This is a genomic window from Mesorhizobium sp. RCC_202, assembly GCF_041355295.1.
GTDB lineage: Bacteria > Pseudomonadota > Alphaproteobacteria > Rhizobiales > Rhizobiaceae > Mesorhizobium.
In genome coordinates this window covers 222,395-237,103 of record NZ_JBFUPO010000005.1, presented here as the reverse complement: position 1 = coordinate 237,103, position 14,709 = coordinate 222,395, and the positions used below count along the sequence as shown (strand labels likewise).

At 63.2% G+C, this 14,709-nt stretch carries 19 protein-coding genes; 7 read left to right on the top strand and 12 right to left on the bottom strand.

Features of this window, described 5'->3' with window-relative positions:
• The first annotated feature begins 8 nt into the window (after nucleotides 1–8).
• The 3 genes from urtD (at nucleotide 9) to AB6802_RS13995 (ending at nucleotide 1,961) form a co-directional block, all read left to right on the top strand.
• The gene (urtD, locus tag AB6802_RS14005) at nucleotides 9–755 is read left to right on the top strand and encodes an urea ABC transporter ATP-binding protein UrtD (RefSeq protein WP_371010702.1); all 747 of its coding nucleotides are present in this window, start codon (nucleotides 9–11) and stop codon (nucleotides 753–755) included.
• Nucleotides 756–824: 69 nt separating this feature from the next.
• Nucleotides 825–1,520, top strand: a complete 696-nt coding sequence (urtE, locus tag AB6802_RS14000) for an urea ABC transporter ATP-binding subunit UrtE (protein WP_371010701.1) — start codon at nucleotides 825–827, stop codon at nucleotides 1,518–1,520.
• A 264-nt stretch (nucleotides 1,521–1,784) separates the two neighbouring features.
• Nucleotides 1,785–1,961, top strand: coding sequence for a hypothetical protein (locus AB6802_RS13995; RefSeq protein WP_371010700.1), 177 nt, complete (start codon nucleotides 1,785–1,787; stop codon nucleotides 1,959–1,961).
• A 20-nt stretch (nucleotides 1,962–1,981) separates the two neighbouring features.
• Here the strand turns inward: AB6802_RS13995 and AB6802_RS13990 are convergent, their stop codons facing one another.
• The 9 genes from AB6802_RS13990 to AB6802_RS13950 form a co-directional block, all read right to left on the bottom strand.
• A complete protein-coding gene (locus AB6802_RS13990; protein ID WP_371010699.1) occupies nucleotides 1,982–3,127 on the bottom strand; it encodes a diguanylate cyclase in 1,146 nt (381 codons plus the stop codon).
• 175 nt (nucleotides 3,128–3,302) lie between these two features.
• Nucleotides 3,303–4,106 (bottom strand): DUF72 domain-containing protein, encoded by an 804-nt coding sequence (locus AB6802_RS13985; RefSeq protein WP_371010698.1) that lies wholly within the window; start codon nucleotides 4,104–4,106, stop codon nucleotides 3,303–3,305.
• A 29-nt stretch (nucleotides 4,107–4,135) separates the two neighbouring features.
• Nucleotides 4,136–4,594, bottom strand: coding sequence for a GNAT family N-acetyltransferase (locus AB6802_RS13980; RefSeq protein WP_371010697.1), 459 nt, complete (start codon nucleotides 4,592–4,594; stop codon nucleotides 4,136–4,138).
• Entirely contained in the window at nucleotides 4,591–5,001 is a 411-nt protein-coding gene (locus tag AB6802_RS13975) for a DUF302 domain-containing protein (RefSeq protein ID WP_371010696.1), read from the bottom strand. Before AB6802_RS13975 ends, AB6802_RS13980 begins: the two co-directional genes overlap by 4 nt.
• Nucleotides 5,001–7,922, bottom strand: a complete 2,922-nt coding sequence (gene uvrA / locus AB6802_RS13970; protein ID WP_371010695.1) for an excinuclease ABC subunit UvrA — start codon at nucleotides 7,920–7,922, stop codon at nucleotides 5,001–5,003. Before uvrA ends, AB6802_RS13975 begins: the two co-directional genes overlap by 1 nt.
• A 748-nt stretch (nucleotides 7,923–8,670) precedes the next feature.
• Nucleotides 8,671–8,934: a hypothetical protein gene (locus AB6802_RS13965; protein WP_371010694.1), complete on the bottom strand. Its 264-nt coding sequence runs from the start codon at nucleotides 8,932–8,934 to the stop codon at nucleotides 8,671–8,673.
• Between the two features lie 87 nt (nucleotides 8,935–9,021).
• Nucleotides 9,022–9,624 carry an ATP-dependent Clp protease proteolytic subunit gene (locus AB6802_RS13960; protein WP_371010693.1) on the bottom strand — a complete coding sequence of 201 codons (603 nt, stop codon included), beginning with the start codon at nucleotides 9,622–9,624 and terminating at the stop codon, nucleotides 9,022–9,024.
• Nucleotides 9,625–9,648: 24 nt separating this feature from the next.
• A complete protein-coding gene (locus AB6802_RS13955; RefSeq protein ID WP_371010692.1) occupies nucleotides 9,649–10,125 on the bottom strand; it encodes an SRPBCC domain-containing protein in 477 nt (158 codons plus the stop codon).
• The gene (locus AB6802_RS13950) at nucleotides 10,122–10,436 is read right to left on the bottom strand and encodes an ArsR/SmtB family transcription factor (protein ID WP_371010691.1); all 315 of its coding nucleotides are present in this window, start codon (nucleotides 10,434–10,436) and stop codon (nucleotides 10,122–10,124) included. The genes AB6802_RS13955 and AB6802_RS13950 overlap by 4 nt, the downstream gene beginning before the upstream one ends.
• Before the next feature lie 235 nt (nucleotides 10,437–10,671).
• Here AB6802_RS13950 and AB6802_RS13945 point away from each other — a divergent pair, with 235 nt between their 5' ends.
• From AB6802_RS13945 to AB6802_RS13935, 3 genes are read left to right on the top strand one after another with little or no spacing between them, the layout of a single operon-like run.
• Nucleotides 10,672–11,196, top strand: coding sequence for a single-stranded DNA-binding protein (locus AB6802_RS13945; protein ID WP_371010690.1), 525 nt, complete (start codon nucleotides 10,672–10,674; stop codon nucleotides 11,194–11,196).
• A gap of 32 nt (nucleotides 11,197–11,228) precedes the next feature.
• Nucleotides 11,229–11,627 (top strand): DUF2306 domain-containing protein, encoded by a 399-nt coding sequence (locus AB6802_RS13940; RefSeq protein WP_371010689.1) that lies wholly within the window; start codon nucleotides 11,229–11,231, stop codon nucleotides 11,625–11,627.
• A 31-nt stretch (nucleotides 11,628–11,658) separates the two neighbouring features.
• The gene (locus AB6802_RS13935; protein ID WP_371010688.1) at nucleotides 11,659–12,084 is read left to right on the top strand and encodes an OsmC family protein; all 426 of its coding nucleotides are present in this window, start codon (nucleotides 11,659–11,661) and stop codon (nucleotides 12,082–12,084) included.
• Between the two features lie 17 nt (nucleotides 12,085–12,101).
• Here the strand turns inward: AB6802_RS13935 and AB6802_RS13930 are convergent, their stop codons facing one another.
• From AB6802_RS13930 to AB6802_RS13920, 3 genes are all read right to left on the bottom strand, one after another.
• A complete protein-coding gene (locus tag AB6802_RS13930; protein WP_371010687.1) occupies nucleotides 12,102–12,731 on the bottom strand; it encodes a MarC family protein in 630 nt (209 codons plus the stop codon).
• A gap of 93 nt (nucleotides 12,732–12,824) precedes the next feature.
• Nucleotides 12,825–13,202, bottom strand: coding sequence for a VOC family protein (locus tag AB6802_RS13925; RefSeq protein WP_371010686.1), 378 nt, complete (start codon nucleotides 13,200–13,202; stop codon nucleotides 12,825–12,827).
• Between the two features lie 32 nt (nucleotides 13,203–13,234).
• The gene (locus tag AB6802_RS13920) at nucleotides 13,235–13,765 is read right to left on the bottom strand and encodes a hypothetical protein (RefSeq protein WP_371010685.1); all 531 of its coding nucleotides are present in this window, start codon (nucleotides 13,763–13,765) and stop codon (nucleotides 13,235–13,237) included.
• 86 nt (nucleotides 13,766–13,851) lie between these two features.
• Here AB6802_RS13920 and AB6802_RS13915 point away from each other — a divergent pair, with 86 nt between their 5' ends.
• Nucleotides 13,852–14,682 carry a helix-turn-helix transcriptional regulator gene (locus AB6802_RS13915; RefSeq protein ID WP_371010684.1) on the top strand — a complete coding sequence of 277 codons (831 nt, stop codon included), beginning with the start codon at nucleotides 13,852–13,854 and terminating at the stop codon, nucleotides 14,680–14,682.
• Nucleotides 14,683–14,709: the final 27 nt, after the last annotated feature.

Here is a 14,709-nt window from a genome sequence, read left to right as displayed (position 1 = left end):
GCGACCCCATGAGCAAAACGAACACCATCCTCTATCTCGACGGCGTCTCGGTCTCCTTCGACGGTTTTCGCGCCATCAACAATCTGTCGCTGGTGCTCGACAAGGGCGAGATGCGGGCGATCATCGGCCCCAACGGCGCCGGCAAAACGACGATGATGGACATCGTCACCGGCAAGACGCGGCCCGACCAGGGCGAGGTGTTCTTCGACGGCGAGATCGATCTGACCCGCCATGACGAGGCCGAGATCGCCATGATGGGCATCGGCCGCAAATTCCAGAAGCCGACCGTCTTCGAAAGCCACACGATCGAGGAAAACCTGATGCTGGCGCTGAAGGGGCCGCGTTCGATCTTTCCGGCGCTGTTCCATCGCCGCTCCGCCGGGGAGACGCGCCAGATCGACGATATCCTCGGCATCATCCGGCTTGGCGACAAGCGCGACGAGCTCGCCGCCAATCTCAGCCATGGCCAGAAGCAATGGCTGGAGATCGGCATGCTGCTCGCCCAGGATCCAAAACTTTTGCTCGTCGACGAGCCGGTCGCCGGCATGACCGACGCCGAGACCGAGGAGACCGCGCGCCTGCTCAAGGACATTGCGCGCGACCATTCGGTGATCGTGGTCGAGCACGACATGCATTTCGTGCGCGAGCTCGGCGTCAAGGTCACCTGCCTGCATGAGGGTTCGGTGCTGTCGGAAGGCACGCTCGATTTCGTCTCGGCCGACGAGCGTGTCGTCGAAGTCTATCTGGGGAGATGAGCATGGTGTGGCGCGTGCAATTCCATAGCTTCGATCTGTCGTTTCTCCGGTTCTGGAGAAGGCGCTGACATGCTCGAAGTTTCCAACGCGACGCTCCACTATGGCGCCGCCCAGGCGCTGCGCGGCGTTTCGCTTAAAGCCGGCGCCGGCAAGATCACTTGCGTGCTCGGCCGCAACGGCGTCGGCAAGACCAGTTTGATGAGATCGATCGTCGGCCATCACCGGCTGACGAGCGGAAGCGTTGCCTTCGAGGGGAAGGCGCTCGACCGGAGCGCGGCGTATGATCGCGCCCGGTCGGGCATCGCATTCGTGCCGCAGGGCAGGGAAGTGTTCCCGCTGCTGACGGTGCGCGAGAACCTGGAATCCGGTTTCTCACCACTCAAGCGCGCCGACCGCAATATACCGGCGCATGTCTTCGAGCTGTTTCCGGTGTTGAAGCAAATGCTTGGACGTCGCGGCGGCGATCTCTCCGGCGGCCAGCAGCAGCAGCTTGCCATCGGCAGGGCGCTGGTGATGCGGCCGAAGCTGCTTGTGCTCGACGAGCCGACCGAAGGCATCCAGCCTTCGATCATCAAGGATATCGGCCGCGCCATCCGCTATCTGCGCGACCAGGCCGGGATCGCCGTGCTCCTGGTCGAGCAGTATCTCGACTTCTGCCGCGAGCTTGCCGACGAGGTCAACATCATGGATCGCGGCCAGATCGTCCATACCGGGCCAGCCGAGGACCTCGACCGGGCCGATGTTCGGAAGTTTCTGACAGTCTAAAGCGGCCGCTCGACTTCGCCTAGATCGCTAAACGACGGTCAGTCCACTATTTCCTCCACGCAACCCTGTCTAACTCTGGCGCGCTCAATAGCGCATGCTAGTCTTTTCTTGGCCTTGGTGAGTCGGCCGCTTTCCGTACCAGTCGCAGATGAACGGGGAAGGCCTGGCTCGGCCCGCAAGTTTCACGCAAGCCAGTCCTCCTAGCTTCCCCGCAGTGATTGTCGGTCAATGCGTCCAAAAAGAATCTTGCCAGGGGAAAAGGCGATGGAGCGTTTTGTCGAGGACTATCAGAAACGGCGCCTCACCGAGCGCGTCGATATCATGACGGCGATCAACATCCTGATGTCGCAGGGCTTTGACGAGGATGATCTGCTGGATGAAATAACCAAGGTTTTCTACGTCGATCTCGATGCCTTCTACGACGTGATATCACGCCATTGAAGGCTTGAGCTTAGCTTGAACTAGCCGGCGCGGCGGAAGTCGAGCACGCGGTTGCGGCCGCCGCGCTTGGCGGCGTAGAGCGCCTTGTCGGCGGCGCTGAGCACCTTGTCGAAGCTTACGCCTTCATTGCTGCCGAAAGCGAAGCCGGCGCTGACCGTGCATCTCATCTGGCCCGTCTCCGTTTCAATCGTGCGCACGGCCAAGGCTGCCCTGATCCGCTCGGCAGTGGCCTCGACCATCTCCGGCATGGTGCGCTTCAGCACGAGAGCGAATTCCTCGCCGCCCATGCGCGCGGCGATGTCGTTGGGGCGCAGGCTGGCCGTCAGCTCCGCGGCAAAGACCTTCAGCACCTCGTCGCCGGCGGCGTGGCCGTATTGGTCGTTGATCGCCTTGAAGCCGTCGAGATCGAAAACCACGACGGCCGTGAAAGCGCCGACAGGCGTTTTGCCATGCAGGTCGAACAGCGCGCGGCGGTTGAGCAGTCCGGTCAGCGCATCGGTTTGCGCCTCGCGCTGGTGATGGCGGGCGATCCGGCCCTGGTTCAGCGCCAGCGACAGCCCACCGATGCCGGTCATCGCGGCGATGACAATGACGAGGTTCAGATCTTCCGCCCAGTTGCTCGGCGCGTGGCCGAGGACAAGCTTGCCACCCAACACCAGCATGGCCGAGCACAAAACGAAGGATGCGGCGGTCAGCGAATAGAGCAGCGCCACGCCGATAAGATGCACAGGCGCTTCGCGCCGACCCCGCCAATATTCATAGGCAGTGCCGAACAAAAGCAGCGCGGCGAAGAAATTCTCCGATATGAAGCCCAGCCCATCATAGCCGAGCGCCATGGGCGGCAAGGTGAAGGCAAAGGAAATACCGGCGCCGAGCACGATGCGCGGCAATGGCGAGCGGCCGGTCCTGAACTGATGCGAGGCGCCGAGCATCACGGAGAAGCCGAGCAGAAGCAAAGCGAGCGTCGCCACGCCAAGCGCCGGTCCGGGCTTGGCGATATAGGCGTCATAGACGAAGACCTCGCCAACCACCACCATAACGCTGATCGCCCATGTCAGCAGGAACTTGTCGGTACGAGCGGTCAGCCAGGTTCCGAACAACGTCAGGCTGAGGCAAGCGGCAGAGAAGCCGACGGCCAGAAGCAGCGAGTTGTAGTCGAGCAGCATGCACGCGTCCTTGCCGGCGCCGGGTCTCTGCAACCTGGCGTAGGTACATTAGTGCAGCAAGGAAGTATCGATTACGTTACGATAGCCGCGAAGATGCGAGGGTTTTGCCGCTTATGCCAGGGCGACTTAGGATGCCAAGCGCTTGGCATTGATCTCCGTGCGCTTGCTCTCTTTGCTAGGCCGTCACCCGTTTCATCAGCGCCATGGCGCCGAAGGGCGCGCGCACCTTGCCCTCAGTGATGAAATAGACGAACACGTCGCGCGGCTTGACCGGCGCATCGATCTTGGCATCGGCGCGCGGCAGGTCTGCGGGCTGCTTGCCTTGCGCCCAGGTCTTGACCCGCGCCGCCCATTCGTCGAGGCCTTTCGGCGTGTAGCAGTCGGGATTGTCGTCGCTGCCCGTCTGCAACCGTGCGTAGATGAAGTCGCCGGTGACGTCGGCAATCGCTGGATATTTCGCGTGGTCGGCATAGACGATCGCGGCGTTGTATTTTCGCGCAAGCGCTGGGAATTCCGGCACGATAAAACTGTCGTTGCGCACTTCGAGCGCGTGGCGCAGCGCGACGCCGTCCTGCTTTTCCGGCAGCAGTTTTAGAAACGCTTCGAAATCATCCGGATCGAATTTCTTCGTCGGCGCGAACTGCCACAGGATCGGGCCGAGTTTTTCGCCGAGCGCGGCGACGCCTGAGCCGAGGAACCGCATCATGGATTCCCCAGCCTCGCTAAGCACGCGTCGGTTGGTGACGAAGCGGTTGCCCTTCAGCGAAAAGACGAAGCCCGCCGGCGCATCGCCCGCCCATTTGACGAAGGTCGGCTCCTTGAAGCTCGAGTAATAGGTGCCGTTGACCTCGATGCTGGGCACCTGTCGGCTGGCGTAGTGGAGCTGCTTGGCCTTGGCGAGCTTGTCCGGATAGAAGGACGTGTCCCAGGGCTCGAAGGTCCAGCCACCCATGCCCGAGCGGATTTTTCCTTGGCTCATCGTCTTCCTCCTCCGTGTTTCAAATGCGGTCAGGCCGCCTTGGCGACCGGCTTCACCATATCGACCAATATCCATCCTGGCCGGTATGGGTTGGGCCGGCGACCCGTTTCCCGATAGCCGTAGGCCGAATAGAGCGCGATGTTGCGCTCCATCAGCGCATTCGTGTAGAGCCGCACCTCAGGCAGGCCCCACGACCGCGCTTGCTCGTCGGCAAAGCCGAGCAGCTTGATGCCGAGTTTCTTGCCCTGAAAAGCCGGCGAAACGGCCACGCTGAAGATCATGGCGTGGTCCTTGTGCCGCTCGAGAACGATCAGTCCGGCCAATGCCGAACCATCGTCAAGCAGCCAGACCTCGCCGCGCGCGATGCGCGGCGCATAGTCCTCGGTCACCGGGATCGGCGGCCCGCCGAAGAGGGGTATGTAAGGCGCGTAGGCGACCGAAGTCAGCGCAACGATGACGGCAAGGTCGTCGGGGCGGGCAGGTCTCATGGTTGTCCCACCCCGGCAGCTGCCGAAATAACTTTCTGCATGCCTGCGGCAATCGCCGCAACGGCCTCGCGGCTGGCGTCGCCGAGGCCATGCCGCTCGGCCAGCCAGTCGGCATCGTTGTAGGACAGCCAGACCTTGCCGTGCCCATCCTCCCAGGCCAGCGCCTTGATAGGCAGGTCGATACCGGCGAGTTGCTGGTCCTGCATCAGCGGCGTGCCGCCTTTTGGATGGCCGAAGATCAGCAGCTCGGTCGGTCGTAGCGAAGCGCCGATCTCATGCGCGCCGGCGGCGTGGTCGATGCGGGCGAAAATGCGCAATCCGGCGGCAGTTGCGATCTCAGCCAGCCGATCGATCGTCTCGGCCACGCTGAAACGGCTTTCGACGGAGACGAGGCCGTTATTCGCCATCACTCGGCTGCTTCGCGTTTACCCCCTGGGCGCCGCTCCAGAAGCTCTTTCAGGAACTGGCCGGTATAGCTGCGCTTTTCGCGCACGATCGCTTCCGGCGTGCCCTGGGCAACCAGTTCGCCGCCGCCGTCGCCGCCTTCAGGGCCGAGGTCGAGCACCCAGTCGGCGGTCTTGATGACTTCGAGGTTGTGCTCGATGACCACCACGGTATTGCCCTGGTCGACCAACTCGTGCAGCACTTCGAGCAACTTGGCCACGTCGTGGAAATGCAGGCCGGTGGTCGGCTCGTCGAGAATGTAGAGCGTCTTGCCGGTCGCCTTGCGCGACAATTCCTTGGCAAGTTTGATGCGCTGCGCCTCGCCGCCAGACAGCGTTGTCGCCTGCTGGCCGATATGGATGTAGCCGAGCCCGACCTGCTTCAGCGTCTCCAACTTGTCGCGCACGCCAGGCACGGCGGCGAAGAAGTCGACGCCTTCCTCGACCGTCATGTCCAGAACGTCGGCGATCGACTTGCCCTTGAACAGAACGTCGAGCGTCTCGCGGTTGTAGCGCTTGCCGTGACAGACGTCGCAGGTGACGTAGACGTCGGGCAGGAAGTGCATCTCGATCTTGATGACGCCGTCGCCCTGGCAGGCCTCGCAGCGGCCGCCCTTGACGTTGAAGGAGAAGCGGCCCGGCTGATAGCCGCGCGCCTTGGCTTCCGGCAGGCCCGCGAACCAGTCGCGGATCGGCGTGAAGGCGCCGGTATAGGTGGCCGGGTTGGAACGCGGCGTGCGGCCGATCGGCGACTGGTCGATGTCGATGACCTTGTCGAGGAATTCCAGCCCCTCGATCCGATCATGCTCGGCCGGATGCTCGCGCGAGCCCATGATACGGCGCGAGGCCGCCTTGAACAGCGTCTCGATCAGGAAGGTCGACTTGCCGCCGCCGGAGACGCCGGTGACCGCGGTGAAGGTGCCGAGCGGGATTTCCGCTGTGACGTTCTTCAGATTGTTGCCGCGCGCGCCGACGACCTTGATGCGGCGGTTCTTCTTGGCCTCGCGCCTCACTCCGGGTGTGGCCACTTCCAGTTCGCCCGACAGATATTTGCCGGTGATGGAGGCGGGCGTCGCCATGATCTGCTGCGGCGTGCCTTGCGCGATGACGTGGCCGCCATGGATGCCAGCGGCGGGGCCGATATCGACGACATAGTCGGCATGCAGGATGGCGTCTTCGTCATGCTCGACGACGATGACCGTGTTGCCGATGTCGCGCAGGTGCTTCAGCGTGTCGAGCAGGCGGGCGTTGTCGCGCTGGTGCAGGCCGATCGACGGCTCGTCCAGCACATAGAGCACGCCGGTGAGGCCGGAACCGATCTGCGAGGCCAGCCGGATGCGCTGGCTCTCGCCGCCCGACAGAGTGCCGGAATTGCGCGACAAGGTCAGATAGTCGAGGCCGACATCGTTCAGGAAGCGCAGCCGCTCGCGGATTTCCTTGAGCACGCGCACCGCGATCTCGTTCTGCTGGTCGTTGAGATGTGGCGGCAGGTCGGTGAACCACTGGTCGGCCTTGCGGATCGACAGCTCGGTGACCTCGCCGATATGCTTGCCGGCGATCTTCACGGCCAGCGCCTCGGGCTTCAGACGATAGCCTTTGCAGACCGGGCAGGGGGTGGCCGACATGAAGCGCTCGATCTCCTCGCGCATCCAGGCCGATTCCGTTTCCTTCCAGCGCCGGTCGAGATTGGGAACGACGCCCTCGAAAGTCTTGGTGGTCTTGTAGGAGCGCAGGCCGTCATCATACTGGAAGGTGATCTCGCGCTCGCCCGTGCCGTGCAGCACGGCATTCTGTGCTTCCGCGCTCAGATCCTTGAACTTGTCGCCGAGTTTGAAGCCATAGGCCTTGCCGAGCGCTTCCAGCGTCTGCGCGTAGTAGGGCGAGGTCGATTTCGCCCACGGACTGATGGCGCCGTCGCGCAGCGAGACGTTTTCGTCGGGAACGACCAAATTCACGTCGATGGCACGCTGGCTGCCGAGGCCGTCGCAGGTCGGGCAGGCACCGAACGGGTTGTTGAAGGAGAACAGCCTGGGTTCGATCTCCGGGATGGTGAAGCCGGACACCGGGCAGGCGAATTTCTCCGAGAACAGGATGCGCTCATGCGTCTCGTTCTTCGACTTGTTGACGGCATCGTCGCCGGTCTGGCTGGCATCGAGCGGCTTGTCGGCGAACTCGGCCACGGCCAGCCCCTCGGCAAGCTTGAGCGCGGTTTCCATCGAATCCGCGAGCCGCGTCGCGAGATCGCCGCGCACCACGATGCGGTCGACGACGACGTCGATGTCGTGCTTGTACTTCTTGTCCAGCGCCGGCACGTCGGCGATCTCGTAGAAGACGCCGTCGACCTTGACGCGCTGAAAACCCTTCTTCTGCAGTTCCAGCAGTTCCTTGCGGTACTCACCCTTGCGGCCGCGCACGATCGGCGCGAGCAGGAACAGGCGGGTGTCTTCCTCCAGCGCCAGCACGCGATCGACCATCTGGCTGACCGTCTGGCTCTCGATCGGTAGGCCGGTGGCCGGCGAATAGGGAATGCCGACACGCGCGAAGAGCAAGCGCATATAGTCGTAGATCTCGGTGACGGTGCCGACCGTCGAGCGCGGGTTCTTCGAGGTTGTCTTCTGCTCGATCGAGATGGCGGGCGACAGACCGTCGATCTGGTCGACGTCCGGCTTCTGCATCATTTCGAGGAACTGGCGGGCATAGGCCGACAGGCTTTCGACGTAGCGGCGCTGGCCCTCGGCATAAATGGTGTCGAAAGCGAGCGACGATTTGCCGGAACCCGACAGTCCGGTCATGACGATCAGGCTGTCACGCGGCAGGTCGAGATCGACATTCTTGAGATTGTGTTCGCGCGCGCCGCGAATGGAAAGGTATTTATGGTCGGCCATAGCCGGTCGCCGCCTCAGGTCTGGAATTTGCTGGATTGGCGGGTTGCCCCCGGCCATCCCTTATGTAGGTGGTTTCGCCGCCAAGTCGAGTGACGCCACAAATCTCGACCACAAGCGTTTAACCGTCTTTCGCGCGAGCGGGCAAGCGGAAAGAACAAAGGCCGAACACGCTCCTGACAAAACTGTGGAAACAGCGAGCGCTGACATGACCTCGGGCCTGGTCCACAAAGGTTCTCGATTTACCTGCACGTAACCTGCCGGCGATCACATTTTTCGGTAACCGGCTATTCAATGGTTGACGTGCCCGGCCGGGGGGCGCAGTCTCAAAAGCGTCAACGAAGCCGGCCGTCTTTCGATGGCCTCGCCGCCCAGCAGGCGGCCTGCGAGACGCCGCAGGTGATAGCGATTTGTGCTTCGGACGACATTGTCGCAACGGACCCAGGAGCGGAGCATGACGCCACCGGACAGTCCCTTGAGGCTCCACACATGGATGGAGCCGCGGCGGGCATAAGTGCCAGGGCAGACTTGAAACGCCAGCCCGACAAACCGTGACTTGCCGATCCCCCACAATCAGAGACGATAGTCGGATCGTCGGCTGAATGCCGCGATGCATCCGAAACAGAACGCCGGCAGTACACTCCCGGCTAAAGTTGGATTTCAAATCCATGAAAGCCCCGTCTGACTGCGGAAGCAGCGGCGGGGCTACATTTTTGCGAAGAGCGCTTTCGATCCGGCGGGCGGCTTGTGATCAGTGGTTCGGGATCCGCGTGCCGCCGGTCGCCATGTCGACGGTTATGCTGCCGCCGATCCTGACATCGGTGTTGCCGATCTTGAAGGAGCCGTCGCTGCTGGTTGGCACATCGTCCGGGTCCGGCTGCGGCGCGGGCTTGGTGATGCGGTAGTCGCCGCTGACGCCCGGAAGTTTTTGCGATGCGTTGTCGGCGGCAAAGGCGCTTGTGCCGGCGAGCAGCGCTGCAGCCAGCACCGCAAGGGCGACGTGCGATTTCTTCAAGATGCGGTCTCGGATCATTCCCGAACTATAGGGGCGCAATCGGAGCGAAACCAGACGCGCGGCGATCAAATCGCCGCGCGGTGGCAATCACGCCGCCTTTTTGCGGCTGTCGTAGACATGGTCGACAAGACCCCAGACCCTGGCTTCCTCGGCGCTCATGAAATAGTCGCGGTCGAGCGTGCGCTCGACCTCCTCATAGGTCCGGCCGCAATGCCTGGCATAGAGTTCCGTCATATGCTGCTTGGTGCGCACAATGTCCTCGGCGTGGCGCTGGATGTCGGAGGCCTGGCCCTGGAAGCCGCCAAGCGGCTGATGCAGCACGATGCGGGTGTTGGGCAGCGCGATGCGCCGGCCCGGCGCGCCGGCCATCAGCAGGAAGGAGCCCATCGAGGCGGCAAAGCCCATGCAGACGGTCGCGACCGGGCAGGAGATGTATTGCATGGTGTCGTAGATGGCGAAGCCGCTGGTCACCATGCCGCCAGGCGAGTTGATGTAGATCGAAATTTCCTTGTCGGGATGGTCCGATTCCAGCGACAGAAGCTGGGCGCAGACCAGCGCCGACACGTTGTCGTTGATCTCGCCATTGATGAAGACGATGCGCTCGCGCAGCAGCCGCGAAAAAATATCGAAAGAGCGCTCGCCTCGGCTCGATTGCTCGATCACCATCGGTACCAGATTGCCAATGCTCATGGCGTATCCCTTCCTCTTTCAGGTTCAGGCCGCGCGCCGCATCATGCAGGGCGCATTGGCGGCGGTGGGGTTCTTGCGCGCATCGAGCGAAAGCCCGCAGCCGGCGCCCGACACGGCGACAACAGGCTGCGCCACAGGCACGAAGCCGTCATGGACGATGCGAAGCTGCGTGCCGCCGGCGGCGGTGCGCGCCAGCGTGAAGGTGACGATGCTGTCGAAGGCGGGGAACTCGACGGCATCCGCACCGGGCTGTTCGCGCCAAGAGAAGCGCAGCAGCTTGCCGGGTTCGGCGTCGAGCACCTTGCATTCGATAGGTGCAGCCGGCCCGGCAAGTGTGAAGCGCTCGCCGGGTTCAGGCCGGATGTCGTTGGGCATCAGCCAGGCGGCGAGCAGTTCCGGTTGGCTCAGCGCCCGCCAGACTTTTTCCGGCGGATCGTCCAGCTCGCATTCGAAGCTGAGCGGCGCCTCGGTGGCTGTCATCGGGTGTTCGGTTGCCGTCATTGGTCCATTTCCTTCAGAACCGTCTTCAATTTCTCGATGCGCTCCGGCCAGAAGGCGCGGTAGCGGTCGATCCAGCCAAGCAGCGGACCCAGCCCTTGCGGGTCGGCGCGGTAATAGGCGTTGCGGCCGGCCCGCCGCTCGACCACCAGCCCGGCTCCGCGCAGCACGGCAAGGTGCTGCGAGACCGCCGGCTGTGACACGCTCATGCCGGCACGCAGCTCGGACACCGACATCTCGCTTGCGGTGAGCCGCTCATAGACGGCGCGCCGTGTCGGATCGGCCAGTGCCCGGAAAATCTCTGCTTCGATCATGGCGAAAGCATAAGTCGATACTTATTGATTTGGCAAGCGCCTATTTGATCGCCATATCGAAACGCAGGTTCAAACGCCGCCTTGCTGCCATTCCTTGACAGAATGGGCGGCTGATACTAGAACAAAAATAGAACAAAAACCTTGTGGGAAAAGCCAGCCTTCGCAGGCACGGGCGATCCCGAGGCTGTAAGGTGAGCGACTTAAAATTTGTTTCGGATGAGCGCGGAGAAATACGATGGCGGGTAGCGTCAACAAGGTCATTCTGGTCGGCAATCTCGGGGCGGACCCGGAAATCCGCCGCCTGAATTCGGGCGAGCCGGTCGTCAACATTCGCATCGCGACCTCGGAAAGCTGGCGCGACAAGAATTCCGGCGAACGCAAGGAAAAGACCGAGTGGCACAATGTCGTCATCTTCAATGAGGGCATCGCCAAGGTGGCCGAGCAGTATCTGAAGAAGGGCATGAAGGTCTATGTCGAGGGCCAGCTGCAGACGCGCAAATGGCAGGACCAGACCGGCGCCGACAAGTATACGACCGAAGTCGTGCTGCAGAAATTCCGCGGCGAATTGCAGATGCTCGACGCGCGCGGCCAGGGCGAAGGCGGCCAGGTCGGTGGCTATTCCGGCGGTGGCGCGAGCCGTGGTTCCGATTTCGGCCAGTCCAGCCCGAATGAAAGTTTCAACCGCGGCGGCGGCAATGCCCCGAGGGGCGGCGGTGGCGGCGGTTCATCGCGCGAACTGGACGACGAGATTCCGTTCTAAGTATCTGGCAATCGGTGTCTAGGGCTGGTGCGATGTCGCTCGGATCGCTTCTCTCCGCGCCGCCTCCTATTCCATGGCATGCTTTCGCGGCTTTTGCCGCGCTGGCGGTCGGCGGCGCGCAACTGGCGCTGCCGAAAGGCACGATGCGGCACCGGGTGCTCGGCTATGCCTGGGTGGCGCTGATGCTGGTCATCGCCATCTCCAGCTTCTGGATCCAGCAGATCAGGCTTATCGGTCCGTTCAGCCCAATCCACCTGTTGTCGATCCTGGTGTTGATCACAGTGCCGCTGGCGGCATGGTACGCACATACCCACCGCGTCGCCGCTCACCGCAGCGCCATGATAAAGCTCTATCTGTTCGCATTGATCGGCGCCGGCGTGTTCACGCTGTTACCCGGCCGGATCATGCATTCGGTGGTCTTCGGCCAATAATGCGACCGGCAGTCTTGCAAGGAAGAATATCGTGAAAGCACGCGTCAAATGGGTCGAGGAGCGCACCTTCGTCGGCGAGTCCGGCAGCGGCCACAAACTGGTGCTGGGCACCGCGCATGGCCCTGACGGCGCAACGCCGGGACCGAGCCCGATGGAACTGGTGCTGATCGGCACAGGCGGCTGCTCGGCCTATGACGTCGTCCACATCCTGGAAAAAGGCCGCGAGGCGATCGAGGATTGCGTGGTCGAGCTCGACGCCGACCGTGCCGAGACCGACCCCAAGGTGTTCACTCGCATCCACATGCATTTCATCGTCAAGGGCCGCGCGCTGTCGCACGACAAGGTCAAACGCGCGATCAACCTGTCGATCGAGAAATACTGCTCCGCGTCCGCCATGATGGCCAAGACGGCGACGCTGACGCATGATTTCGAGGTGGTTGATACGGCGACGAAATAGGCGGCAGGCGCCTTCGCTCACCCCGCCATCAGCGCCTTGATGCCGTCGGCCACGAACTGCACGGCCAATGCCGCCAGGATGACGCCAAGCAGGCGGGTCAGGATCGAGCGGCCGGTCTGGCCGAGGATGCGGTCGATGCGTTCCGACAGCACGAAGACCAGATAGGTGATGGCCAGGCACAGGAAGATGATGCCGACCAGCGCTGCCTGCGCGGCAAAGCCCTGGAACGAGCCGGAGAGCAGCACCGTTGCCGAAATCGCGCCGGGGCCGGCGATCAGCGGGATCGCCAGCGGGAAGGCTGCGATGTTGTGGATCATGTCCTTGGTGATGGCGACGTCGCCGATCTTTTCCTTGCGGTCCTGGCGGCGCTCGAACACCATTTCGAAGGCGATGAAGAACAGCAGGAAGCCGCCGGCGACGCGGAAGGCCGGCAAGGTGATGCCGAACACCGACAGGATCGAGGCGCCGGCAACCGCAAACAGCGCCATCACCAGGAAGCCGATGATCGAGGCGCGTACCGAGACCTGGCGGCGCTCGTCGCGGTTCATGCCGCGCGTCACGGCAAGAAAGAGCGGCGCCAGCCCGGGCGGATCGATGGTCACCAGGATGGTGACGAAGGCGTTGAATAGGCTGTCGAAGCTCGGCATCTCTCACCCTCCCGCCGGGCAACGCCCATGCGCTGCAATTGGTAGAGCAAAGCGGGAGCGGTGAAAACGGGTGACGAGGGCAAATTCAGCCGGCTACTCGGCCTTGCCGCAATAGGCTTCGAGCCGGTAGCCGTCGGGGTCGATGACGAAGGCGGCATAGTAGTTGTCGCCATAGGCGGCGCGCAGGCCGGGTGGGCCGTTGTCCTTGCCGCCTTCGCGCAGCGCGGCGGCGTGGAAGGCATCGACGCTGGCGCGCGTCGGCGCCGCGAAGCAGAAATGCAGCCCGGATTCCTTGTCGGCCGGCACCGGCCGGTTGGCGTCCTGGACCCAGAGCTGCGCCGTCTTCGCACCATAGCCGAGCGACCCCGGCGACTGGCTGAGGCAGGAATAGCCGAGCGGTCGCAGCGCGGCGTCGTAGAAGCGTTTCGAGATAGTGCTGTCGCGAACGCCGATCGAGATATGGTCGAGCATTGTTTCCTCCATGATTGCAAGGCGTTGGTGGATCAGGCTGGAGTCATGCGCCGCGCCAGGAACTCGACCTCCATGCGCCAGGTCGCGCCGCCGTCATGCGAGCGCTCGCCGAGCCAGCGGAAGGAATCCTCGGTGATGCGCGAAAAGCTCCAGCGCACCGACGCGCCGGTGCCGTCGGCGCCGACCTGGGTGATCGTGTCGCCCTCCAGGTGAGCGAGCTGGCGGCTGTAATACTGGTTGCGGGGATCGCTCCAGAAAATGTGCCAGGCGTCTTCACGAGGATCGTAGATGCGCAGCGTCGTGCCGTAGAAGGTCCAGGGTCCAAGCGAAGGCGAGGGGCCGGCGTCGCGCGCGGGCAGGATCCAGACGTCTTGCACCGCCTTGCCTTCGAGGACCCAGCCGAAATGCACTTCGCCGCGCCCGGTGAGCCTGGTGCCATCCTCCTGAATGCGTGTGGCGTCGAACGTCCAGGCGCCGATGAAGCGGCCATAGAGCTTCAGTTTGTCGGCAAGATCGGGATCGGGGCCGTCGCTGTGCAGAGCTTCGGCAAAGGTATCGGTCATGGTTGCTGCCTCGTTTGTCAGGAAGGCGCGAGCAATAGGGGCATGGCAGCCTTTCACGCTTGGGAAAAATTGCTATCTTTTGGGTGATGACGACCGAGCAAAATCTCGCTTCCGGGCTTGATTGGCAGGTTTCGGACGTGATTTGCACGGCCGGCGCCGGCGACAAGCCGTTCGAGGAAGAGCATGGCAATTTCTGCGTTGCCGCCGTGACCGGCGGCACGTTCCGCTACCGCACGAGCCAAGGCACCGCGATGCTTGCGCCAGGCGCCATCCTGCTCGGCAATCCTGGCGCCTGCTACGAATGCGGTCATGAGCATGGCGCCGGCGACCGCTGCCTCTCCTTCCATTTCACCCCGGCCTATATGGAGCGCGTCGTCGCCGATGTGCCGGGGGCGAAGCGGCTTGGCTTTGCCGCGCCACGCCTGCCGCCCTTGCCGGCGCTTGCGCCGTTGCTGGCGGAGGCCGAGGCCGCGCGGGAGACGGGCGACAGCGAGGCGTTCGAGGAATTCGGCCTGCGTCTTGCCGGCGCGGTCGTCGCCGCCGGCTCGGATGCAGGGCCGGCTGACCGGACGCCCAGCAGCCGCGACCAGAAGCGCGTTGCCGAGGCGGTGCGGCGCATCGAACTCGAGGCGGAGCAACCGCTTTCGCTGACAGCACTTGCCGACAGCACAGCCACCAGCCCGTATCACTTCCTGCGCATCTTCCGGCATGTTGCCGGCATGACGCCTTACCAGTTCCTGCTCCGGACAAGGCTGCACCGGGCGGCGGTGCGGCTGCGTAGCTCCGGCATGCCGATCTCGACCATCGCTTTCGACGCCGGCTTCAACGACCTGTCGACCTTCAACCGCCGTTTCCGCCGCGAAATGGGCGAGGCGCCCGGCAATTACAGGGCCAAAGCAATTCCAGGAAAAATGTGAAACGGTTTTCCGCCCGGAATTGCGTTA

Bases quoted from the DNA above. Each gene is read 5' to 3' on its own strand.
- AB6802_RS13945 (WP_371010690.1), top strand. From the start codon at position 10,672: ATGGCGGGTAGCGTCAACAAGGTCATTCTGGTCGGCAATCTCGGGGCG.
- AB6802_RS13990 (WP_371010699.1), bottom strand. From the start codon at position 3,127: ATGCTGCTCGACTACAACTCGCTGCTTCTGGCCGTCGGCTTCTCTGCC.
- AB6802_RS13915 (WP_371010684.1), top strand. From the start codon at position 13,852: ATGACGACCGAGCAAAATCTCGCTTCCGGGCTTGATTGGCAGGTTTCG.
- uvrA (WP_371010695.1), bottom strand. From the start codon at position 7,922: ATGGCCGACCATAAATACCTTTCCATTCGCGGCGCGCGCGAACACAAT.
- AB6802_RS13925 (WP_371010686.1), bottom strand. From the start codon at position 13,202: ATGCTCGACCATATCTCGATCGGCGTTCGCGACAGCACTATCTCGAAA.
- AB6802_RS13980 (WP_371010697.1), bottom strand. From the start codon at position 4,594: ATGAGACCTGCCCGCCCCGACGACCTTGCCGTCATCGTTGCGCTGACT.
- AB6802_RS13950 (WP_371010691.1), bottom strand. From the start codon at position 10,436: ATGATCGAAGCAGAGATTTTCCGGGCACTGGCCGATCCGACACGGCGC.
- AB6802_RS13960 (WP_371010693.1), bottom strand. From the start codon at position 9,624: ATGAGCATTGGCAATCTGGTACCGATGGTGATCGAGCAATCGAGCCGA.
- AB6802_RS13955 (WP_371010692.1), bottom strand. From the start codon at position 10,125: ATGACGGCAACCGAACACCCGATGACAGCCACCGAGGCGCCGCTCAGC.
- AB6802_RS13975 (WP_371010696.1), bottom strand. From the start codon at position 5,001: ATGGCGAATAACGGCCTCGTCTCCGTCGAAAGCCGTTTCAGCGTGGCC.
- urtE (WP_371010701.1), top strand. From the start codon at position 825: ATGCTCGAAGTTTCCAACGCGACGCTCCACTATGGCGCCGCCCAGGCG.
- AB6802_RS13985 (WP_371010698.1), bottom strand. From the start codon at position 4,106: ATGAGCCAAGGAAAAATCCGCTCGGGCATGGGTGGCTGGACCTTCGAG.
- AB6802_RS13930 (WP_371010687.1), bottom strand. From the start codon at position 12,731: ATGCCGAGCTTCGACAGCCTATTCAACGCCTTCGTCACCATCCTGGTG.
- AB6802_RS13995 (WP_371010700.1), top strand. From the start codon at position 1,785: ATGGAGCGTTTTGTCGAGGACTATCAGAAACGGCGCCTCACCGAGCGC.
- urtD (WP_371010702.1), top strand. From the start codon at position 9: ATGAGCAAAACGAACACCATCCTCTATCTCGACGGCGTCTCGGTCTCC.
- AB6802_RS13920 (WP_371010685.1), bottom strand. From the start codon at position 13,765: ATGACCGATACCTTTGCCGAAGCTCTGCACAGCGACGGCCCCGATCCC.
- AB6802_RS13940 (WP_371010689.1), top strand. From the start codon at position 11,229: ATGTCGCTCGGATCGCTTCTCTCCGCGCCGCCTCCTATTCCATGGCAT.